General features: G+C 72.4%; 21 protein-coding genes. 7 read left to right on the top strand and 14 right to left on the bottom strand.

Annotated elements, in window-relative coordinates; translation table 11 throughout:
• Positions 1 to 80: 80 nt before the first annotated feature.
• From RH94_RS01860 to RH94_RS01845, 4 genes are all read right to left on the bottom strand, one after another.
• Positions 81 to 1,025 carry a cytochrome c oxidase assembly protein gene (locus RH94_RS01860; protein WP_073945931.1) on the bottom strand — a complete coding sequence of 315 codons (945 nt, stop codon included), beginning with the start codon at positions 1,023 to 1,025 and terminating at the stop codon, positions 81 to 83.
• A 135-nt stretch (positions 1,026 to 1,160) separates the two neighbouring features.
• Positions 1,161 to 2,186: a 6-phosphofructokinase gene (locus tag RH94_RS01855; RefSeq protein WP_073945930.1), complete on the bottom strand. Its 1,026-nt coding sequence runs from the start codon at positions 2,184 to 2,186 to the stop codon at positions 1,161 to 1,163.
• Positions 2,187 to 2,433: 247 nt separating this feature from the next.
• Positions 2,434 to 3,162: a type 1 glutamine amidotransferase gene (locus RH94_RS01850; RefSeq protein WP_073945929.1), complete on the bottom strand. Its 729-nt coding sequence runs from the start codon at positions 3,160 to 3,162 to the stop codon at positions 2,434 to 2,436.
• A gap of 20 nt (positions 3,163 to 3,182) precedes the next feature.
• On the bottom strand, positions 3,183 to 4,421 hold the full coding sequence (locus tag RH94_RS01845) for a Mur ligase family protein (RefSeq protein ID WP_073945928.1): 1,239 nt from the start codon (positions 4,419 to 4,421) through the stop codon (positions 3,183 to 3,185).
• A gap of 150 nt (positions 4,422 to 4,571) precedes the next feature.
• On the opposite strand from RH94_RS01845, the gene def reads away from it, so the two are divergent.
• Positions 4,572 to 5,138, top strand: coding sequence for a peptide deformylase (def, locus tag RH94_RS01840; protein WP_073945927.1), 567 nt, complete (start codon positions 4,572 to 4,574; stop codon positions 5,136 to 5,138).
• 143 nt (positions 5,139 to 5,281) lie between these two features.
• On the opposite strand, the gene RH94_RS01835 is transcribed toward def, so the two are convergent.
• Entirely contained in the window at positions 5,282 to 5,926 is a 645-nt protein-coding gene (locus RH94_RS01835) for a TetR family transcriptional regulator (protein WP_073945926.1), read from the bottom strand.
• Between the two features lie 164 nt (positions 5,927 to 6,090).
• On the opposite strand from RH94_RS01835, the gene RH94_RS01830 reads away from it, so the two are divergent.
• On the top strand, positions 6,091 to 7,344 hold the full coding sequence (locus tag RH94_RS01830; RefSeq protein WP_073945925.1) for an acyl-CoA dehydrogenase family protein: 1,254 nt from the start codon (positions 6,091 to 6,093) through the stop codon (positions 7,342 to 7,344).
• A gap of 15 nt (positions 7,345 to 7,359) precedes the next feature.
• Here RH94_RS01830 and RH94_RS01825 read toward each other — a convergent pair whose 3' ends face one another.
• The 7 genes from RH94_RS01825 to RH94_RS01790 form a co-directional block, all read right to left on the bottom strand.
• On the bottom strand, positions 7,360 to 7,878 hold the full coding sequence (locus tag RH94_RS01825) for a cupin domain-containing protein (RefSeq protein WP_073945924.1): 519 nt from the start codon (positions 7,876 to 7,878) through the stop codon (positions 7,360 to 7,362).
• 7 nt (positions 7,879 to 7,885) lie between these two features.
• On the bottom strand, positions 7,886 to 9,100 hold the full coding sequence (locus RH94_RS01820) for a cytochrome P450 (RefSeq protein WP_073945923.1): 1,215 nt from the start codon (positions 9,098 to 9,100) through the stop codon (positions 7,886 to 7,888).
• Positions 9,097 to 10,203 (bottom strand): type III polyketide synthase, encoded by a 1,107-nt coding sequence (locus RH94_RS01815; RefSeq protein ID WP_267893329.1) that lies wholly within the window; start codon positions 10,201 to 10,203, stop codon positions 9,097 to 9,099. The genes RH94_RS01820 and RH94_RS01815 overlap by 4 nt, the downstream gene beginning before the upstream one ends.
• 280 nt (positions 10,204 to 10,483) lie before the next feature.
• Complete coding sequence (locus RH94_RS01810; protein ID WP_073945921.1) at positions 10,484 to 10,726, bottom strand: DUF6213 family protein; 243 nt, start codon at positions 10,724 to 10,726, stop codon at positions 10,484 to 10,486.
• A gap of 25 nt (positions 10,727 to 10,751) precedes the next feature.
• Positions 10,752 to 12,137, bottom strand: a complete 1,386-nt coding sequence (locus RH94_RS01805) for an NADP-dependent succinic semialdehyde dehydrogenase (protein WP_073945920.1) — start codon at positions 12,135 to 12,137, stop codon at positions 10,752 to 10,754.
• 76 nt (positions 12,138 to 12,213) lie between these two features.
• Positions 12,214 to 12,687 carry an NUDIX domain-containing protein gene (locus RH94_RS01800; RefSeq protein WP_073945919.1) on the bottom strand — a complete coding sequence of 158 codons (474 nt, stop codon included), beginning with the start codon at positions 12,685 to 12,687 and terminating at the stop codon, positions 12,214 to 12,216.
• A 370-nt stretch (positions 12,688 to 13,057) separates the two neighbouring features.
• A complete protein-coding gene (locus RH94_RS01790; RefSeq protein ID WP_073945947.1) occupies positions 13,058 to 14,071 on the bottom strand; it encodes an NAD(P)/FAD-dependent oxidoreductase in 1,014 nt (337 codons plus the stop codon).
• A gap of 77 nt (positions 14,072 to 14,148) precedes the next feature.
• Here RH94_RS01790 and RH94_RS01785 point away from each other — a divergent pair, with 77 nt between their 5' ends.
• From RH94_RS01785 to RH94_RS01765, 5 genes are all read left to right on the top strand, one after another.
• A complete protein-coding gene (locus RH94_RS01785) occupies positions 14,149 to 14,742 on the top strand; it encodes a helix-turn-helix domain-containing protein (protein ID WP_073945917.1) in 594 nt (197 codons plus the stop codon).
• A gap of 80 nt (positions 14,743 to 14,822) precedes the next feature.
• A complete protein-coding gene (locus tag RH94_RS01780) occupies positions 14,823 to 15,800 on the top strand; it encodes an NADPH:quinone oxidoreductase family protein (protein ID WP_073945916.1) in 978 nt (325 codons plus the stop codon).
• On the top strand, positions 15,797 to 16,990 hold the full coding sequence (locus RH94_RS01775; protein WP_073945915.1) for an acyl-CoA dehydrogenase family protein: 1,194 nt from the start codon (positions 15,797 to 15,799) through the stop codon (positions 16,988 to 16,990). Before RH94_RS01780 ends, RH94_RS01775 begins: the two co-directional genes overlap by 4 nt.
• Positions 16,987 to 18,069, top strand: a complete 1,083-nt coding sequence (locus RH94_RS01770; RefSeq protein WP_073945914.1) for an acyl-CoA dehydrogenase family protein — start codon at positions 16,987 to 16,989, stop codon at positions 18,067 to 18,069. The genes RH94_RS01775 and RH94_RS01770 overlap by 4 nt, the downstream gene beginning before the upstream one ends.
• A gap of 124 nt (positions 18,070 to 18,193) precedes the next feature.
• A complete protein-coding gene (locus RH94_RS01765; protein WP_073945913.1) occupies positions 18,194 to 18,388 on the top strand; it encodes a hypothetical protein in 195 nt (64 codons plus the stop codon).
• A gap of 20 nt (positions 18,389 to 18,408) precedes the next feature.
• Here the strand turns inward: RH94_RS01765 and RH94_RS01760 are convergent, their stop codons facing one another.
• Together RH94_RS01760 and RH94_RS41955 are read right to left on the bottom strand one after the other, a co-directional pair.
• On the bottom strand, positions 18,409 to 18,768 hold the full coding sequence (locus RH94_RS01760; protein WP_073945912.1) for a DUF779 domain-containing protein: 360 nt from the start codon (positions 18,766 to 18,768) through the stop codon (positions 18,409 to 18,411).
• 128 nt (positions 18,769 to 18,896) lie between these two features.
• A partial coding sequence (locus tag RH94_RS41955) for an ATP-binding SpoIIE family protein phosphatase (protein ID WP_234425460.1) occupies positions 18,897 to 19,704 on the bottom strand: 808 nt, incomplete at its 5' end.

Raw genomic sequence — 19,704 nt, 5'->3', positions numbered from 1 at the left:
CCTCATGGTCGGCTGTCTCCATGGTGCCCCGTACTGCCCCGGGGCAGCACGGGAAAGGGGTGCCGAATGCGAAAACCCGCTCAGTTCCCGTGGGCGTGCAGCGAGGCCAGATAGGCGTTGTACGCCTCGAGCTCCTTGTCCCCGTCGCGCTCCGCGGCGCGGTCCTTGCGCCGGGCCTGGCGCTGTTCGGAGCCGTACCACTGGAAGAGCAGGGCGAGCAGCACCAGTACGGACGGGATCTCACTGAACGCCCAGGCGATGCCGCCGGCCGCGTTCTGGTCGGCCAGGGCGTCGATGCCGAGGGAGGCGGGCGGGTGCATGTAGGTCTCCACCATGGGCGCGGTCGCCATCATCAACGCGATGCCGAAGAACGCGTGGAACGGCATGCCCGCGAACAACTGCAGCATCCGCATGAGGTAACCCGACCGGTTCGGGCCCGGATCCACGCCCATGATCGGCCAGAAGAAGACCAGGCCCACCGCGAGGAAGTGCACCATCATCGCGACGTGCCCGACCTTCGACCCCATCAGGAAGTCGAAGAACGGCGTGAAGTACAGCGCGTACAGGCTCGCGATGAACATCGGGATGGTGAAGAGGGGGTGGGTGATGACCCGCATGTAGCGGCTGTGCAGCAGCACCAGCAGCAGCTCGCGCGGCCCCTTGCGGCCCTTGACCACCGGCAGCGCGCGCAGCGCCAGCGTGACCGGGGCGCCGAGCAGGATCAGGATCGGCGACAGCATGCTGATGACCATGTGCTGGACCATGTGCACGCTGAACATGACCATGCCGTAGTCGTTCAGCCCGGTGCACATCACCAGGACCACGGTCAGTACACCGATGACGTACGCCACCGTCCGGCCCACCGGCCAGGAGTCGCCGCGCCGCCGCAGCCGCACCACGCCCCAGCCGTACAGCGCGAGCCCGAGCAGGCAGGCGACGAGAAAGAAGGGGTCCGCGGACCACTGAAGGCCGCGTTCCAGCGTGAACGGCGGCAGATCCATCATGCCGTGCCCGCTGTGATCCATCAGCCGGCTCCTGTTTCGTGGGGATTGTGCGCTGTCTGTCCACAGCTGTCTGTCCGCACCCAGACTAGAGCCGCCCCCGGCCGCTCTTGCGACCGGGGGCGGTTTGTGCTTACGCGTGTGTTCTGCGCATGTGTCCTACAGGACACATTCCGCCTCGGCGTACCGCTCCGCCGGTACCGTCTTCAGGGTCGCGACCGCCTCGGCGAGCGGCACCGTCACGATGTCCGTGCCGCGCAGCGCCGTCATCCGGCCGAACTCCCCGCGGTGCACGGCCTCCACGGCGTGCCAGCCGAACCGGGTGGCCAGCACGCGGTCGTACGCCGTCGGGGTGCCGCCGCGCTGGACGTGGCCGAGGATGACCGGCCGGGCCTCCTTGCCGAGCCGCTGCTCCAGCTCGTCCGAGAGCTGCCGGGCGACGCCGGCGAACCGCTCGTGGCCGTAGACGTCCTTGCCGCCCTCGTCGAAGTCCATGGTGCCCGCCCTGGGCTTGGCGCCCTCCGCGGCCACCACGATCGCGAAGCGCTTGCCCGCCGCGAAGCGCTCGCCGACCTTCCTCGCCAGCTCCTCGATGTCGAAGGGCCGTTCGGGGACGACGATGGCGTGGGCGCCGGCCGCCATGCCGGACTGCAGCGCGATCCAGCCGGTGTGGCGGCCCATGACCTCCACGATCAGCACGCGCTGGTGGGACTCGGCGGTGGTCTTCAGCCGGTCCAGCGCCTCGGTGGCGACGGTCACGGCCGTGTCGAAGCCGAAGGTGACGTCCGTGGCGGCGATGTCGTTGTCGATGGTCTTCGGCACGCCGACGACGGGCAGGCCGCTGTCCGACAGCAGCCGGGCCGCCTTGAGCGTGCCCTCGCCGCCGATCGGGACCACCGCGTCCAGGCCGAGCTCCTCGACGTGGCTCCTGGCCCGCTCCACCCCGTCCCGCAGGTGTTCGGGGCGGACCCGGGAGGAGCCGAGGATGGTGCCGCCGCGGGCGAGGATGCCGCCCACCGCGTCGAGGTCGAGCTTGAGGTAGTCGCACTCCAGCAGGCCCTTCCAGCCGTCCCGGAAGCCGATGACCTCGTCGCCGTGGTCGACGACGGCACGGTGCACGACGGACCGGATGACGGCGTTCAGGCCGGGGCAGTCGCCGCCGGACGTGAGGACACCAATGCGCATAGCCCGAACAACCTTCTCCACATGGGCACGGGACCGGACCGCGCTGTCCGGCTCGGTCCCCGCCACCCTAGCGGTACCCGGGGGCGGGACCGTACCGTCCGTCCGCCTGCTGGACGAGGCCGCTCACCTGTGCGGACGGCCCGTCAGACGGGCTGGTCGCGCCGTGCCGACGGGCCGGTGCGCGCGGGACGCGCCGGCACGGCGGAAGAACCGTTCCCGCACGGGCCGACGCGTGGGCGCGACAGGCCTACGCGGGCTGCTGCGCCGCCGCGATGCGCTCGTTGCGCAGGGCCTCGTACCAGCTGTCGTCGACCGGCGGGAGCGCGTTGACGTCGAGTGCCAGCTTCAGCAGCAGGTCCGCGATCAGCGGGTTGCGGGCCAGCACCGGACCGTGCATGTACGTGCCGAAGACGGTGTCGTTGTACGCCCCCTCCGTGCCGTCGCCGGTGCCGTTGCCCTTGCCGATCCGGACCTGGGCGAACGGGCGGGCGGCGGGGCCGAGGCGGGTGACGCCCTGGTGGTTCTCGAACCCGGTCAGCGGGGGCAGGCCGAGCCGCGGGTCGATGTCGCCCAGCACGTCGCCGACGCACCGCTCGCCCTCGCCGCGCACCGACACCACGTCGAGCAGGCCCAGCCCCGGCTCGCGCTCCCCGAGTTCGTTGATGAACTCGTGGCCGAGGATCTGGTAGCCGGCGCAGACCGAGAAGACGATCGCGCCGTTCTCCACGGCCCTGACCAGACTGCCGTCACGGCGCAGCCGCTCCGCCGCGAGCCGCTGCGGGCGGTCCTCACCGCCTCCGATCAGGTAGATGTCGCCGGAGGTCGGGATCGGCTGGTCGCTGCGCACGTCCAGGCGGGCCACGTCCAGGCCACGCTGCCGGGCCCGTCGCTCCACGACGAGCACGTTGCCCTGGTCGCCGTAGGTGCTCAGCAGGTCCGGGTAGATCCACACCAGCCGCAGTTGGTTGTCGCTCATGAAGTGCTCGTCCTTAGTGGTCAGTTGCCGACGCGGCGGCGCAGGTCCTGGAACGCGGTGTAGTTGGCGATGACCTCGATCCGGCCGGGCGGTGCCTGCTGGATGACCTGGTCCAGGTCGTCGCAGACCTGGAACTGCTGGTTCGCCACCTCCAGACGCACCGCGAGGTCCAGCTTGCGGTCGCCGAGCACGAAGAGCGGGTGGCCGGTCAGGCGGGTGTAGTCGACGTCCCACAGCCAGGAGGTGTCGGTGCCGTCGGCGCTGCGCGCGTTCACCGACAGGATGACGGGTGCGGGCGGCGGGTCGATCAGGGAGAAGGTCTCCAGCCAGCCGGCCGGGTTCTTCGCCAGCAGCAGCCGCAGGTCGCGGCCCTGGAACTGCACGACGTCGTAGCGGCCGGCGACCGCCTGCACCTGGTACATCCGCTCCAGGGCGACCTGCGGCGGCACCCCGAAGACGGCGGCGACGGCCGCGGAGGAGGCTGCGTTGGCCTTGTTGGCGCGGCCCGGCAGCTGCAGGTGGATCGGCCAGGCGGAGCCGTGCGGGTCGAGGACGTGGTCGCCGTTCAGCGCCCAGCTGGGGGCGGGCCGGCGGAAGCCGCACTCGCCGCAGAACCAGTCGTCGCCCGGGCGCTGCATCACACCGCCGCAGGACGGACAGGACCAGGCGTCGTCCTTCCACATCTGCCCGGCGGCCACCCAGACCACATTGGGGGAGGAGGACGCCGCCCACACCACCAGCGGATCGTCGCAGTTGGCGACGATCACGGCCTTGGACCCGGTCAGGGCCTCGCGCCAGTTCTCGGCGAGCATCCGGGTCTCGCCGGCGCGGTCGAGCTGGTCGCGGGAGAGGTTGAGCAGCGCGATGCACTTGGGGGCGGTGTCCCGGGCCACGCCCGCGAGGTACTTCTCGTCGACCTCTATCACACCGAACTTGGCGTCCGAACCGCCCGCCAGCGCCGAGGTGATGCCCGCGGGCATGTTGGCGCCGAGGGCGTTGGAGACGACCGGCCCCGCGGCCCGCAGGGCCTCGGCGATGAGCCGGGTGGTCGTGGTCTTGCCGTTGGTCGCCGAGACCAGGATCACGTCCAGGTGCTGGGCGAGCCGGCCGAGCAGGTCGGGATCGAGTTTGAGGGCCACCCGGCCCCCGATCACCGAACCGCTGCCGCGACCTGCGGCACGTGATGCCGCGGCGACCGCCTTGCCCGCGGTCACGGCCAGCTTGGCCCGCGGCGTGAGCGGGTCCGAGTTGCCTGCCATCAGTTCTCGATCCTCCTTGCGTACGCGCCGCGCCTGAGTCATCCGGCAACGTGGTGGGGACCTCAGCCTATCGAGATCCACCGGCGCTCCCGAATCCCGGCCCGCGTCCGCGCGGCTGGCGTGGGCCGAGGGAACCGTACCCTTGCCGCCATGCGACATGGCTCGATCCCCGGCGTCCGCGGACGCGTCCGGCCCCTCACCCTGCTCGGCGACCCCGTCCTCGGCGCGCCCTGCGCCGAGGTCACCGACTTCGGCCCGGCGCTGTCCCGGCTGGTGGAGGACCTGTTCGCCACGATGTACGAGGCGCGGGGCGTGGGCCTGGCGGCCAATCAGGTGGGGGAGTCCCTGCGGGTGTTCGTGTACGACTGCCCGGACGACGAGGACGTGCGCCACCTGGGCCATGTGGTGAACCCGCGGCTGGTGGAGACGGGCGGCGTGAGTGTCCGCGGCCCGGAGGGCTGCCTGTCCCTGCCGGGTCTGGAGGCGGGGACGGAGCGCTACGACCACGCGGTCGTCGAAGGTTTCACGGTGACCGGGGAGCCGGTCACCGTGCACGGGACGGGGTTCTTCGCCCGGTGTCTGCAGCACGAGTGCGACCACCTCCAGGGGCGCCTGTACACGGACCACCTCACGGGGTGGCGCAGGCGCAGGGCGCTGAGACGGGCGGCGAAGGCGCCCTGGAACCGTACGAACCGTACGGACCAGGGGGTTTCCTAGTGCCGGGGCACTAGCGCCGCGGCAGGCAACGTTTGCCCGTCAAGGAGCGGCGTCCGGTGCGTGCTCTGGGGGTCCCCCCTGCTCGAAGGGCTTGGGGGAGCGTGCCGGGCGTCGCGACGGGGCGAACGTTGCCTGTTGCGACACTAGAAGCCCGGGCCGCCCACCTTGTCCCCGGCCGCCGCCAGCCTGCCCCACAGCAGGTCCGCCAGGCCGCGCACCAGCTCCGCGCGGGAGCAGGGGCGCTCGCCCAGCCACCAGTCCCCGGCCGCGTGCATCATGCCGACGATGCCGTGCCCCCACACGCGGGCCAGCTGCTGGCTGCCCGGGCCGAGGTCCAGCCGCTCCTCGATGACCTGGGCCAGTTCCTCGCCCATGCGGCGCAGCAGCGGGGCGGAGTGCTTGCCGACGTCGAAGCCCTGGTCGCCGCCCTGACCGCCCTCCGCCGGGTGCATCAGGAACCGGTAGACCTGCGGACGGGCCTCGATGGCCGTGAGGTAGGTGTCCAGCGTGGCCTCCACCCGCTCGCGCCGGTCCGCGGGGGCGTCCAGCGCGGCCCGCAGCGAGTCGAGCAGGGCGTCGGTGTGCCGCTTGGCGAGGGCGGCGTACAACCCGCCCTTGTCGCCGAAGTGGCGGTAGAGGATCGGCTTGGTGATGCCGGCCTCGGCGGCGATGGCGTTCATCGATGCCTGTGGGCCGTCGCGCAGCACCACCCGGTCGGCGGCCTCCAGCAGCTCGCGCCGTCGGCGGTCGGCGGACCGCTGCTGACCGGTCCGCTGTGTGGTGTCCATGAACTCTCCCCACCCGTGCTGATTCGGTGACGCCTGCGCAAAGTAACACTGACCGTGCCCGAAAGATCGAACGGACTGCCGGGGCATCGGAAGTCGACTTTTTCTACTGGTCGGTAACACGGTAGGGTTACCGCAAGTAACACGCGCGTGCCGCTGGAGGGGACATGGCCGAGTTCACCATGGAGCTCAACGACGAACAGAAGGAGGTCCGGGACTGGCTGCACGGCTTCGCGGCCGACGTGATCCGGCCCGCGGCCGCCGAGTGGGACGAGCGCGAGGAGACTCCCTGGCCGGTCATCCAGGAGGCCGCGAAGGTCGGCATCTACTCCCTCGACTTCTACGCCCAGCAGTACTTCGACTCCACCGGCCTCGGTATCCCCATGGCCATGGAGGAGCTGTTCTGGGGCGACGCCGGCATCGCCCTGTCCATCGTCGGCACCGGCCTGGCGGCGGTCGGCGTCCTCGCCAACGGCACCGAGGAGCAGATCGGCACCTGGATCCCGCAGATGTACGGCGACGCCAGCGACGTCAAGGTCGCCGCGTTCTGCTCCTCCGAACCCGACGCCGGCTCCGACGTGGCCTCCCTGCGCACCCGCGCGGTGTACGACGAGGCCAGGGACGAGTGGGTGATCAACGGCACCAAGACCTGGGCGACCAACGGCGGCATCGCCAACGTCCATGTCGTCGTCGCCTCCGTCGACCCGGAGCTCGGCTCCAAGGGCCACGCCTCGTTCATCGTCCCGCCGAACACGCCGGGGCTGGCCCAGGGCCAGAAGTTCAAGAAGCACGGCATCCGGGCCTCGCACACCGCCGAGGTGATCCTGGACGGCGTGCGCGTCCCCGGCTCCTGCCTGCTCGGCGGCAAGGAGAAGCTGGACGAGCGGCTGGCCCGCGCCCGGGAGAAGGCCAAGAAGGGCGGTGCGGGGGTCCCTCCGGCCGGAGGCCGGGGGAGTCTCAAGAACGCGGCCATGGCCACGTTCGAAGCGTCCCGTCCCGCCGTCGGCGCCATGGCGGTGGGCACCGCCCGGGCCGCGTACGAGGTCGCCCTCGACTACGCGAGGACCCGCGAGCAGTTCGGCCGCCCGATCATCGACAACCAGGGCGTCGCCTTCCAGCTCGCCGACATGCGCACCCGGATCGACGCCGCCCGCCTGCTGGTCTGGCGCGCCTCCTGGATGGCGGTCAACGGCAGGCCGTTCACCGCCGCCGAGGGCTCGATGTCCAAGCTGTTCGCCAGCGAGACCGCGAAGGAGGTCACCGCCCAGGCGGTCCAGATCCTGGGCGGCAACGGCTACACCAGGGAGTACCCGGTGGAGCGGATGCACCGCGATGCGGCGATCTACACGATCTTCGAGGGCACGAGTGAGATCCAGCGGCTGGTGATCTCCCGGACGATCTCGGGAATGCCGATCCGCTGACGGCGTCAACGGTGCTCAACGGTGCCTGAGCGGCGTCAGCTGCTCGATGTCGTAGCGCTTGCGCAGGGCTTCGATGGCCTCGTGGTCCGGCGGGCCTCCGTTGCCCAGGATGTCGAGCAGTTCCTCGAAGTAGCGCTCGTGGTCCGGGGGCGGGGAGGCCTGGAAGAACATCTTCGCCGGGGTGTCGGTCGGGTTGGCGAACGCGTGCGGGCAGCCCGGGGGCACGACGATGACCGTACCCGGGGCCGCCCGCACCACGCGGTTGCCGGAGCTGGACTCCCACTTCTGCCAGTGGTCGGGGGTCCGGACCCGCGGCTCGAAGGCGAGCACGTCCAGCTCGCCCTCGAGCACGTAGAACAACTCCTCGCTGCGCGTGTGCACATGGGCGCCCACGTCGAATCCGGGCGGGACCTCCACCTCGAAGGTGGAGGCCACCCGCGAGTGCGAGCCGGTGACCTTGAACGTCACGCGCTGGGCCGGCGTTTCGACGATGCGTCCGTGGCCCGGCGGCACGAGCAGTCCCTCCGTGGTCATGGCAGGCTCACCACGTCACGAGCAGGGCCTCGGGCCCGCGGACCGACGTGCCCTTCCTGAAGGGCACCTGGTCCGCCGGCACCGCGAGCCTCAGTCCCGGCACCCGGTCCAGCAGGGCGTCGACCAGCAGCTCCGACTCCAGCCGGGCCAGCCGCCCGCCCGGGCACCAGTGCGGGCCGGAGCCGAACGCCACGTGCGGGTTCGGGCTGCGCGAGAAGTCGATCGACTCGGGGTCCGGGAAGACGCCCGGATCGCGGTTGGCGGCGAGGTACGACACGTGGACGGCGTCGCCGGCGCGGATCCGTACGCCCCTGATCTCCACGTCCTCCAGGGCGATCCGGGGCAGCCCGACCGCGTTGCGGTGCGGGATGCAGCGCAGCAGCTCGGCGACGGCCCGCGGGCGGATCCCCGGCTCGCGGCGCAGCCGTTCGGCCAGCTCGGGGCGGGTCAGCAGGATGTGGAACATCTGCTCGCCGGTATGGGTGACCGCCTCGCCGCCGGTCTGCAGGAGCACCGCGAGACCCACGGCCTCCGCCAGGGTGACCTCCCGGTGCCCCACGGCCGCGCCGAGGAGTGAGGCGACGTCCTCGCCGGTGCCCTCCACGCGCGCGTCGATGAGCTCGGTGAAGTACGCGCCCATCTCCTCCCTGGCCTGCTCGCCGACGTCGGAGCCGGGCGAGGAGGACAGAACCAGCCTGGTCCAGGCGTGCACGCCGGGCCGGTCGGCGGGCGGCACCCCCATCAGCTCGCAGAGCACCGCGATCGGGAACGGACCGAGCACCGCACTCGTGAGGTCGGCGGGCGGGCCGTCCAGGAGGAGTCCGTCGACCAGCTCGTCCAGCACCCGCCGGGAGCTCTCCCGCAGCCGCTCGACACCGCGCGCGGTGAAGGCGGGGGCGACCGAGCGGCGCAGCCGGGTGTGGTCGGGCGGGTCCAGGAAGCCGACCGCGTCGCGGGTCGGCACGGAGTGCGGGGACCGCTTGGTGACCCGGCGGTCCATGACCGCCGCGCGGCTGAACCGGGGGTCGTCGGTGACCATCCGCACGTCGTCCATGCGGGTCACCAGCCATGCCCAGCCCTCGCCGCCGGGCAGCTCGACGCGGGCGACCGGGCCCTCCGCCATCAGGCCGGCCAGGACCGGGTCGAAGCCGACGCCGGCCGGGTCGGGCGCGGGCCAGTACCGCACCGGGGGAAGCGTCTCGGTGAGCGTCTCCTCGGTCATGCCCCGGCCCCGATCTGCCAGCTGCCGAGCGACATCTCGGCGGTGATGCCGGGACCGAACCCGGCGAGCAGTCCGCGCGCCCGGTCCTCGGGGGCGCCCTCGTCGAACAGCCGGCGCAGCGCGTCCAGGACGACGGCGCTGGCGATGTTGCCGTACTCGGTGAGCGTGGCCCGGCTGAACCGGAACGCGTGCGGCTCGACGTTCAGGAACTTGCTGAGGTCGTCCAGAATGCGGGGGCCGCCCGCGTGGATGACGTAGAAGTCCAGGTCGGACGCGTCCCAGCTGTGCAGTCCGGCCAGGTCCCGCAGGGCCGGGGCGAGCGGCTCCATGGTGGTGGGCACCCGTTTGTCCAGCAGGAAGTGGAAGCCGGTCTCCCGGACGTCGTACGCGATCCACCCCTCGGTCTCGGGGATCAGGTACGAGCCGTTGCGCTCCAGCCGGACCCCGGTGCCGCCGGTGCCGCGGACCACGGCGGCGGCGATGCCGTCGCCGAACAGGCCGTTGGAGAGCAGGGAGCCGACGCCGAGGTCGGTGGGCTGGTAGCACAGCGAGCAGAACTCGCAGGCCACGATGAGCGCGTTGGCGTCCGGGTAGGCCGTGCAGAAGTCGTGGGCCCGGTTGATCGCCGCGCCGCCGGCCGCGCAGCCCAGCTGGGCTATGGGCAGCTGGCGGGTGGTCGAGTCGAAGCCCATCTCGTTGATCAGCCACGCCGTGAGCGAGGGCATCATGAAGCCCGTGCACGAGACGTAGATGATGACATCGATGTCGGAAGGCAGGAGTCCGGCGTCGTCGAGCGCATGCTGGATGACCTCGGGGACCCGGGCCTTGGCCTCCTGCTCGTAGAGCTTGTTGCGCTGCTCGAAGCCGGGGTGTTTGAGGGTCTCCTCGATGGGTTGCACGATGTGCCGGGTACGCACGCCGGTGTTCTCGATCAGCCGGAGGGCCAGCGGGAGTTGCGGGTGGTCCGCGTGGCGGGAGCGTGCGAGCTCCAGCGTTTCCTCCATCGTGATCACGTGCTCTGGAACGGACACCGAAGGTCTGCACAAAGTGGCCATGAGCCGTGCCTGCTTTCGCCTTCCGGAAGGCCGGTGGCCCCCGGTCAGAGGGTGGTGCACCCAGAAGGGTGGTCCACCCACGATCGCCCGAAAGGGGCGGTGATCTCTCGGTGGACTACTCCAATCCGGCGACGGCGAGTAAGTCCCACAAGTCCCTCGCACCACCGGCGGCGCTCTCCCGCCCCACCAGAAAACCGCTGGTCAGGCAGCACTTCATGAAATGATCGGCCCGGCCTTCGGACGGGTGCCCGACCGCGTGTGCCGCGTGGCCGGCCCGCGCGGCGGACCGGAGCGCCCGGCAACGCGTCGCCGGGGCGGGTTCCTCCGGTCAGCCGGAAGACGCCGCGCCGCTGCTGTGGGCGATGCAGGCGACATCGATACGGTCGGCCAGCTTGGCCAGTTCGATGGTCAGGGCGGCGACCGTGTCCTCGTCGAGATCCTCCTGGCCGGCCTCCACCAGGCGCAGCCACCGGCCGCCGACCGTCCGCAGCAGCTTGCTCACATCGGCCGCGGCCACCTGCAACGTGCCGCGGTCGTCGACGATCAGAGGCAGAGTCACTTCGCGGTTCACAAAGGGGATCGTAGCCGCGGAACCCTCACGCCCCGTGCCATACGGTGGTGATGTTGCAGAACTCGCGGATTCCGTGCCCGGACAGCTCACGCCCGTACCCCGACCGCTTCACCCCGCCGAAGGGGAACGCCGGGTGCGAGGCGGTCATCCCGTTGATGTACACCCCGCCCGCCTCCAGGTCCCGTACGAACCGGTCGACCTCGCTCTCGTCCCGTGTCCAGACGTTCGAACTCAGCCCGAACGGCGAGTCGTTGGCGATCAGCACGGCCTCGTCCAGGTCGGCCGCCCGGTACAGCGTGGCCACCGGTCCGAAGGCCTCCTCACGGTGGACGCGCATCTCGCGGGTGATGCCCGCCAGCACGGTCGGCGGGTAGTACCAGCCGGGCCTGTCGGGCCGTTCGCCACCGCACAGCACGCTCGCCCCGCTCCGCTTGGCGTCCTCGACCAGCTCCTCCAGATCCGCCCGGCCCCGTTCGCTGGACAGCGGCCCGACCTCGGTGTCCTCCCGCATCGGATCGCCGACCTTGAGCGCCTTCATGCCGGCCACGAAACGCTCGGCGAAGGCGTCGTAGACGTCCGTGTGCACGATGAACCGCTTGGCGGCGATGCACGATTGCCCGGTGTTCTGCACCCGCGCGGTCACCGCGACCTCGGCGGCCCGGTCGAGGTCGGCGGACGGCATCACGACGAACGGGTCGCTGCCGCCCAGCTCCAGCACCGTCTTCTTGATCATCTCCCCGGCGGTGGACGCCACCGCCCGCCCCGCCGGCTCGCTGCCGGTCAGCGTGGCCGCCTTCACGCGCTCGTCGCGCAGGATGTCGTCGACCGCGCCGGAGCCGATCAGCAGGGTCTGGAAGCAGCCCTCGGGGAAGCCCGCCCGGTGGAACAGGTCCTCCAGGTACAGGGCGGTCTGCGGCACGTTGGAGGCGTGCTTGAGCAGGCCGACGTTGCCGGCCATCAGCGCGGGCGCCGCGAACCGGACCACCTGCCACAGCGGGAAGTTCCACGGCATCACCGCCAGTACCGGACCGAGCGGCCGGTAGCGCACCAGGGCCCGGGAGGCCCCGGAGTCCTTCACGTCGTCGGCGGCGGGCTCCTCGTCCGCGAGCAGTTCCTCGGCGTGCTCGGCGTACCAGCGCATCGCCTTGGCGCACTTCGCGGCCTCCGCGCGGGCCTGCTTGACCGGCTTGCCCATCTCTGTGGTCATGACACGGGCGACCTCCCCCTGGTCCTCGTCGAGGAGATCGGCGGCCTGGTTCATCAGCCGGGCCCGCTCGGCGAAGGCCGTCGTCCGGTATGTGCGGAACGTGGCCTGGGCGAGCTGGAGCCGGCGCTCGAGCTCCTCCTCGCCCATGGCCTCGTACGTCTTGAGCGTCTCGCCGTTGGCCGGGTTCACCGTGGCGATGGACATGACTGACCTCCCCTGGAACGGGCTGTGCTTCGACCTTCGCGCGCCGCGGTGCCCGCCGCAACGCGTGAGGTCCTCCTCAGGGCGAGTGCTCAGCCAGCCGGTCGAGAAACGCGGCCTGGGCCCTGACGATCACCTCGCGGGCCCGGTCCAGGCCGAGCCACGCCACGCGGTCGAGCTCCGGGAACTCCCGCGTCCGCCCGGATCGCGGCGGCCATTCCAGCAGGAACGTGCCGGGGCTGATCGTCGCCGGGTCGAGGTCGGCCTCCACCGCCCAGGCCGTGACGGTCTTGCCGTTCGCCTGCCGGACCTCGCCCAGCGGCACCGCCTCGCCGTCGGGCGGCGCCAGCCCCAGCTCCTCCTGGAACTCGCGGCGGGCGGCCTCCCAGGCGGGTTCGTCCGGGTCGTACTCGCCCTTGGGCACGGTCCAGGCACCGGCCTCCCGCCGGGCCCACAGGGGACCGCCCATATGACCGAGCAGGACTTCCAGGTCGTCGCCAGTGCGCCGGAACAGCAGCAGCCCCGCGCTCCGCTTCCCCGGCCGGCCGCTCACCGTCACACCTCCGGGTGCACGGTCGGCAGGGTCTTCACGGTGCCCGCTTCCTGCGGGCGCTTGTCCTCCCGTTGACGCCCTCGCCTGCGTGAAAGCAGACGATTCCGGTCTGCACCGCGGAGCGGTGCTCCCCCGGGTTCCTGCTTCATCGACCCCTGCCGCCCGCGAGGGTGGTCCGACAAGGTCTCCATGGGCTTCACTTCCCGCCCGTCCGGAATGACGATCGGCACGTCGTCCGCCTCCGCCTCCCGGAACAACTCCGCGAGCAGGGCGGTCTTCTCCGACCGCGCCGAAGTGGCCGCGACCTCCCGCGACACCTGGGCCGACCGGGCGAGCAACATGCAGTCAGGGTGCACCGGAGGGCGGTGTCCTACACCCGGGCGGCACCGCCCGCCGCGACGGCCGCGTCGAGGTCGGCGAACAGCAGCTCGCCGTTGATCGCCGCACCGGCCCGGTAGCCGCGGCTCGCCGCGTTGATCACCTGCTCGGCGAAGCCGCTCGCGTTCCCGGCCGCCCACAGGCCGGGCACGGTCGTCAGGCCCCGCTCGTCGATCACGGGGTACGCCCCGAACGGTGTCTCGCGCAGTCCGGCGCCCAGCCGCCGCAGGAGACCGGTCCGCGGGACGGCGCGGGGCGCGACGAACAGCACCTCGCGGGCGTGTGCCGTACCTCCCCCGGAAGGGGCGCCCCCAGCGAGCCGGACCCCGGTCAGTCGGCCGGCCTCGACGACCACTTCCGCCACCCGGCCGGGCACCACGCGGACCCCGGCCGCCGCGAGCCTGCGCCGGTCGTCGTCGGACAGCTCCGCCTCGGTGAGCTCGTGCAGGAAGAAGGTCACGTCCTCGGACCACTGGGTCACCATCAGCGCCTGGTGGACACTCTGCGGGCCGGTGGCGAGCACGCCGAAGGCCCGGTCGCGGACCTCCCAGCCGTGGCAGTACGGGCAGTGCAGCACGTCCCGGCCGAAGCGTTCGGCGAGACCCGGGACCGACGGCAGCTCGTCCTTCAGGCCGGTGGCGACGACCAGGTGCCGGGCGCGCACGGTGCGCCCTCCCGCCAGCGTCACGCCGAACCCCCCGTCGGCGTCCCGCACGGCGTCCACCGCGCGGTCCCGGGCCAGCTCGACGCCGTAGCGCGCGACCTCCTCGCGGCCGACGGCGAGGAACTCGGCCGGCGGCATCCCGTCCCGGGACAGGAAACCCTGCATATGCGCGGCGGGCGCGTTGCGCGGCTCGCCCGCGTCGACGAGCAGCGTGCGCCGCCGGGCCCGGCCGAGGACCAGCGCGGCGGAGAGCCCGGCCGCGCCGCCTCCGACGACGACGGCCTCGTATCCCTCGCCCTTGTCCTCGGTGCTCTTGTTCTCGGTGCTCTTGTTCTCGGTCATGGTGACCACCTCCCCCGTGAAGGTCGCCCGGGCGATGCCGCATTGACAAATGAACTTGCCGGTTCTGCAATGAGCGCATGACTACCGAGGACGTACTGGCCGACGTGGGCCCGCGGCTGCGCCGGATCCGGAAGGAGCGGGAGGTCACGCTCGCCGCGCTCTCCGAGGCGACCGGGATCTCCGTCAGCACCCTCTCGCGGCTGGAGTCGGGCCTGCGCAAACCCAGCCTGGAGCTGCTGCTGCCGATCGCGCAGGCCCACCAGGTGCCCCTGGACGAGCTGGTCGGCGCCCCGCCGGTCGGCGACCCGCGGGTGCGGGTGAAACCGGTCGTGCGCGGCGGGCGCACCCACTGGCCGCTGACCCGCCGGCCGGGCGGCCTGCAGGCGTTCAAGGTGCTCGAACCGCGGCGCAGGCTGGAGCCGGACCCGCGGACCCACGAGGGGTACGAGTGGGTGTACGTGCTGTCCGGGGAACTCCGGCTGGTGCTGGGCGAGCACGACCTCGTGCTGACCGCGGGCGAGGCGGCCGAGTTCGACACGCGGGTGCCGCACTGGTTCGGGTCGACGGGGGAGGGGCCGGTGGAGTTCCTGAGCCTGTTCGGGCCGCAGGGCGAGCGGATGCACGTACGGGCCCGGCCGTCACGGCGGGCGCGTCGTGGTGAGGACGGCTGACTTCCGGTGTTCCCCGATCGGCAAGCGACCGCTTAGTATGCGGTCGACCGGTCCGACGACGCAGTCCCTGGAGGCGGCGCATGCAGGCATGGCGAGTGCACGAGAACGGCGAGCCGAGCGAGGTGATGCGCCTGGAGGAGACCGAGCCGCCCACCCCCGGCGACGGCCAGGTCCTGCTCAAGGTGCGGGCCGCCGGCATCAACTTCCCCGACGCGCTGCTGTGCCGGGGCCAGTACCAGGTCCGGCCGCCGCTGCCCTTCACCCCGGGCGTGGAGATCTGCGGCGAGACCGGGGACGGGCGCCGGGTGATCGCCAACCCGGCGCTGCCGTACGGCGGTTTCGCCGAGTACGCCGTCGCCGACGCCGCCGCCCTCCTGCCCGCCCCGGACGCGCTGGACGACGCCGAGGCCGCGGCCCTGCACATCGGCTACCAGACGGGCTGGTTCGGCCTGCACCGCCGGGCCCGTCTGGAGGCCGGCGAGACGCTGCTCGTGCACGCCGCCGCCGGCGGGGTCGGCAGCGCGGCCGTGCAGCTCGGCAAGGCGGCCGGCGCCAGGGTCATCGGTGTCGTCGGCGGAGCGGAGAAGGCCGCCGTGGCCCGGGAGCTGGGCTGCGACGTCGTCGTGGACCGGCGCGGCGAGGACGTCGTCGCCGCCGTCAAGGAGGCCACCGGCGGCCGGGGCGCCGACGTGGTCTACGACCCGGTCGGCGGCGAGGCGTACGCCCAGTCCGCCAAGGCCGTCGCCTTCGAGGGCCGGATCGTGGTCGTGGGCTTCGCGAGCGGGGCCGTCCCGAGCCCGGCACTCAACCACGCCCTCGTCAAGAACTATGCGATCCTCGGCCTGCACTGGGGCCTGTACACCACCAAGAACCCCGAGCTGGTCCGGCACTGCCACGAGCGGCTCACCGAGCTGGCCGCCCGGGGCGCGATCAAGCCGCTGGTGAGTGAACGGGTGCCGCTGGACGGGGCGGCGGCCGCCGTGCAGCGGGTCGCCGACGGTGTCACCACCGGCCGTATCGCCGTGGTGCCCGCGCCGGTGAACGGAGCCGCCGCATGACCGACAGCCCCGTCGACGCGGCCGGACTGCGCCGCCGCACCCGCGACCTGCTGGCCGCGCATCCGCCCGCGACGACCGACCGCCCCGACTTCCTCAGGGCCCGCTTCGACGCCGGACTCGCCTGGGTGCACTACCCCGAGGGCCTCGGCGGCCTCGGAGCTCCCCGCTCCCTCCAGGCCGTCGTGGACGCCGAGTTGGAGGCCGCGGGCGCTCCCGACAACGACCCGCGCCGCATCGGCATCGGCCTCGGCATGGTCGCCCCGACCATCCTGCGCCACGGCACCGAGGAGCAGAAGCGGCGCCATCTTCGGCCCCTGTGGACCGGGGAGGAGGTCTGGTGCCAGCTGTTCAGCGAGCCCGGAGCCGGCTCCGACCTGGCCGCCCTGGGCACCCGGGCCGTCCGGGACGGCGACCACTGGGTGGTCGACGGACAGAAGGTGTGGACCTCCAGCGCCCACCTCGCCCGCTGGGCCATCCTCATCGCCCGCACCGACCCCGGTGTGCCCAAGCACCAGGGCATCACCTACTTCCTGTGCGACATGACCGACCCCGGCGTCGAGGTCAGGCCGCTGCGCCAGATCACCGGGGAGGCCGAGTTCAACGAGGTCTTCCTGACCGGCGTCCGCATCCCCGACTCCCACCGCCTCGGCGGGATCGGCGACGGCTGGCGGGTCGCGCGGACCACCCTCATGAACGAGCGCGTGTCCATCGGCGGCATGCGGCTGCCCCGCGAGGGCGGCATGATCGGCCCGGTCGCGAGGACCTGGCGCGAACGTCCGGAACTGCGCACCCACGACCTGCACCAGCGGCTGCTGAAGCTGTGGGTGGAGGCCGAGGTCGCCCGCCTCACCGGCGAACGCCTGCGCCAGCAGCTCGTCGCCGGCCAGCCCGGCCCCGAGGGCTCCGGCATGAAGCTCGCCTTCGCCCGCCTCAATCAGGAGATCAGCGGCCTGGAGGTCGAACTCCTCGGCGAGGAGGGGCTGTTGTATGACGATTGGCGCATGCGCCGCCCCGAACTGGTCGACTTCACCGGCCGCGACGCCGGCTACCGCTACCTGCGCTCCAAGGGCAACAGCATCGAGGGCGGGACCAGCGAGGTCCTGCTGAACATCGTCGCCGAGCGCGTCCTGGGCCTGCCCGCCGAGCCGCGCACCGACAAGGACGTCGCGTGGAAGGACCTGGCCAAATGACGGATCTTCTCTACTCGGAGGAGGAAGAGGCGCTGCGTGCCGCGGTCCGGGACCTGCTCACCGACCACTGCGGCCCGGCGGGCGTGATCGCGCGCATGGAGTCGGACGAGCCGCACGACCTCGCGCTGTGGAAGTCGCTCGCCGAGGGCATGGGCCTGGCCGGCCTCCTGGTGCCCGAGGAGCGGGGCGGTCAGGGGGCCACCCACCGCGAAGCGGCCGTGGTCCTGGAGGAGTTGGGCCGGGCCGTGGCCCCTGTCCCGTACCTCACGAGCGCCGTGGTCGCCACTGAGGCGCTGCTGGCCTGCGCGGGCGAGGAGGCCGCCGGGCTGCTGGCCGACCTGGCGTCCGGCCGGAGGATCGGCGCCCTGGCCGTCGGGCTGCACACCGCACCGGGCGGCGCCTTCCGCGCCGTACGCGTCGAAGGCGGGCGCCTGCACGGGGAGACGGCCGGCATCGCGGACGCCGCCGTGGCCGACGTCCTGCTGGTGCCGGCCGAGGACGGCGGGCTGTACGCCGTGGGGGCGGACGCGGTGACCGTCACACCGCGGGTGTCCCTGGACCTGACCCGGCCCGTGGCGACGATCGTCCTCGAGGGTGCCCCGGGACGCCGGCTGGGCGACGCCGAGCCCGCCGTGCGCCGGGCCCTGCGCGCCGGGGCCGGACTGCTCGCCTCCGAGCAACTCGGCCTTGCTGAGCGGTCGTTGACCGAGACCGTGAACTACCTGAAGGAGCGCAGGCAGTTCAACCGGCCCGTCGGCGGCTTCCAGGCGCTCAAGCACCGGCTCGCCCAGCTGTGGCTTCAGACCGTCAACCTCCGCGCCGCCGCCCGGAGCGCGGCCGACGCGCTGGCCCGGGGCGAGGACGCCGACGTGGCGGTCGCCGTCGCCCAGGCCTACGCGGCCCCCGTCGCCGTCCACGCGGCCGAGGAGGCGCTGCAGCTGCACGGCGGCATCGGCATGACCTGGGAGCACCCGGCCCACCTCCGCCTCAAGCGGGCCAAGGCCGACTCCCTCGCCTACGGCACGGCGGGCGCCCACCGCGAGGAGCTGGCCGCACTGGTCGACCTCCAGGCCCCCTGACGCACCCGGGGCCACGTGTCAGAACCACACGTTCGGAGGACACGTCTGCCGCCCGGCCGAACCCTCCGCTGCGCCACACTTGCGGCCGAAAGCCGCGATACGGGCGTGGCGGAGGAGGCCGACGGTGATTGTTTCCATCTCTGTGGTGCTGCTGTTCCTGATCATCGCGACGATCTTCGTGCGCAACGGCGCCCTGAAGCTCTCGCACGCCCTGATCTGCGTGCTGCTCGGCTTCTTCCTGGCCGGCACGAGCATGGCGCCCACCATCCACGAGGGCCTGGCGGCCACGGCACAGATCGTCGGCAGCCTGCACCCCTGACGCGGTGTCCCGCGCGGGGCTCAGGTGCCGACCACGCGGGAACGGACGAGGAAACGCACCCCTTCGGGCGCCTCCAGGGAGAAACCGCTGCCCCGGCCGGGCACCACGTCGACGATCAGCCGGGTGTGGCTCCACACCTCGTACTGGCTGCGCGACATCCAGAACGCCACCGGCTGTTCCACCCCCTCCACCTCCAGCTCCGCGAGCAGCACGTCCGAGCCGCCGGTGCGGAACTCGCCCTCCGGGTAGCACATGGGCGCGCTGCCGTCGCAGCAGCCGCCCGACTGATGGAACATCAGCGGCCCGTGCGCCTCACTCAGCCGCCGCACCAGCTCGGCCGCCGCGGGCGTGAGCCCGACGCGCGGGGTCTCCTCGTACATCGTCGCCGTCCTTCACCGCACCGGAAGCAGAAGCCGGGGCCCGCGGGGCCCGTCGGGCAGGCCCCGGCCCGGGATCCAGACAAGCAGCACGGAGGTTGCGACAAGGTTGCGCCGGCCACGGACGGTGGTCAGCCCTCCTCCCCGGGCAGGGACTGCTCGGTCCAGACCGTCTTGCCCGAGGCCGTGAAGCGGGTGCCCCACGCCTGGGCCAGCTGGGAGACGATGAACAGACCGCGGCCGCCCTCGTCGACGACCCGGGCGTGACGCAGATGCGGGGCGGCCGGGCCGTGGTCCCGCACCTCGCAGGTGAGGGTGCGGTCGTGGATCAGGCGGAGTTCGATCGGCGGCGCCCCGTACCTGAGGGCGTTGGTGACGAGTTCGCTGACGATGAGCTGCGCCTTGTAGGCCGTCTCGGTGTCCACGTGCCAGGCGGTGAGCTGTTTGCGGACACGGCTGCGGGCGGTGGCCACCGAGAAGGGGTCCGCGTCGAGCCGCCAGGAGGCGAACCCGTCCGGCGAGAAGGGGCGGACACGTGCGACGATCACCGCCGCGTCACCCGCGTCCAGGCCGTCCGGGAGGGCGTAGACGATGTCGTCGCACAGGTCCCGCAGCGGGCGCTCGCCGTGGCCCGGCGCGAGCCGCGGCGGGCCCGGGGACCGCGCGAGATGGGCGGTGATGCGCGGATCGCTGGCGAAGACCAGCACGCTGCCCTCCGGGACCCCGAACTCGACCGTCGCGAAGGGCGCGTCCTCCCCCGTGGCCAGGGACGGTCCGGCCGGGCAGTCGGGAACGGTGACGGTGCGGTCCGGCAGCATCAGGACGGGGGCCAGGGAGCCGGCCGCCGCCATCACGCACGTGCCGACCAGAGGGTCGTGAACGGCGTACACGCAGTCGGCGGTGAGCGTCTCGCGGCGCAGCGGGTCGCCCAGCGGCAGG

The organism is Streptomyces kebangsaanensis (assembly GCF_001906585.1).
GTDB lineage: Bacteria > Actinomycetota > Actinomycetes > Streptomycetales > Streptomycetaceae > Streptomyces > Streptomyces kebangsaanensis.
The sequence above is the reverse complement of the archived record's forward strand: the minus strand, read 5'-3'. Positions and strand labels throughout refer to the sequence as shown.

Coding starts and splice junctions, on each gene's coding strand:
- RH94_RS01860 (WP_073945931.1), bottom strand. CDS start 1,025: ATGGATCACAGCGGGCACGGCATGATGGATCTGCCGCCGTTCACGCTG.
- RH94_RS01855 (WP_073945930.1), bottom strand. CDS start 2,186: ATGCGCATTGGTGTCCTCACGTCCGGCGGCGACTGCCCCGGCCTGAAC.
- RH94_RS01850 (WP_073945929.1), bottom strand. CDS start 3,162: ATGAGCGACAACCAACTGCGGCTGGTGTGGATCTACCCGGACCTGCTG.
- RH94_RS01845 (WP_073945928.1), bottom strand. CDS start 4,421: ATGGCAGGCAACTCGGACCCGCTCACGCCGCGGGCCAAGCTGGCCGTG.
- def (WP_073945927.1), top strand. CDS start 4,572: ATGCGACATGGCTCGATCCCCGGCGTCCGCGGACGCGTCCGGCCCCTC.
- RH94_RS01835 (WP_073945926.1), bottom strand. CDS start 5,926: ATGGACACCACACAGCGGACCGGTCAGCAGCGGTCCGCCGACCGCCGA.
- RH94_RS01830 (WP_073945925.1), top strand. CDS start 6,091: ATGGCCGAGTTCACCATGGAGCTCAACGACGAACAGAAGGAGGTCCGG.
- RH94_RS01825 (WP_073945924.1), bottom strand. CDS start 7,878: ATGACCACGGAGGGACTGCTCGTGCCGCCGGGCCACGGACGCATCGTC.
- RH94_RS01820 (WP_073945923.1), bottom strand. CDS start 9,100: ATGACCGAGGAGACGCTCACCGAGACGCTTCCCCCGGTGCGGTACTGG.
- RH94_RS01805 (WP_073945920.1), bottom strand. CDS start 12,137: ATGTCCATCGCCACGGTGAACCCGGCCAACGGCGAGACGCTCAAGACG.
- RH94_RS01790 (WP_073945947.1), bottom strand. CDS start 14,071: ATGACCGAGAACAAGAGCACCGAGAACAAGAGCACCGAGGACAAGGGC.
- RH94_RS01785 (WP_073945917.1), top strand. CDS start 14,149: ATGACTACCGAGGACGTACTGGCCGACGTGGGCCCGCGGCTGCGCCGG.
- RH94_RS01780 (WP_073945916.1), top strand. CDS start 14,823: ATGCAGGCATGGCGAGTGCACGAGAACGGCGAGCCGAGCGAGGTGATG.
- RH94_RS01775 (WP_073945915.1), top strand. CDS start 15,797: ATGACCGACAGCCCCGTCGACGCGGCCGGACTGCGCCGCCGCACCCGC.
- RH94_RS01770 (WP_073945914.1), top strand. CDS start 16,987: ATGACGGATCTTCTCTACTCGGAGGAGGAAGAGGCGCTGCGTGCCGCG.
- RH94_RS01760 (WP_073945912.1), bottom strand. CDS start 18,768: ATGTACGAGGAGACCCCGCGCGTCGGGCTCACGCCCGCGGCGGCCGAG.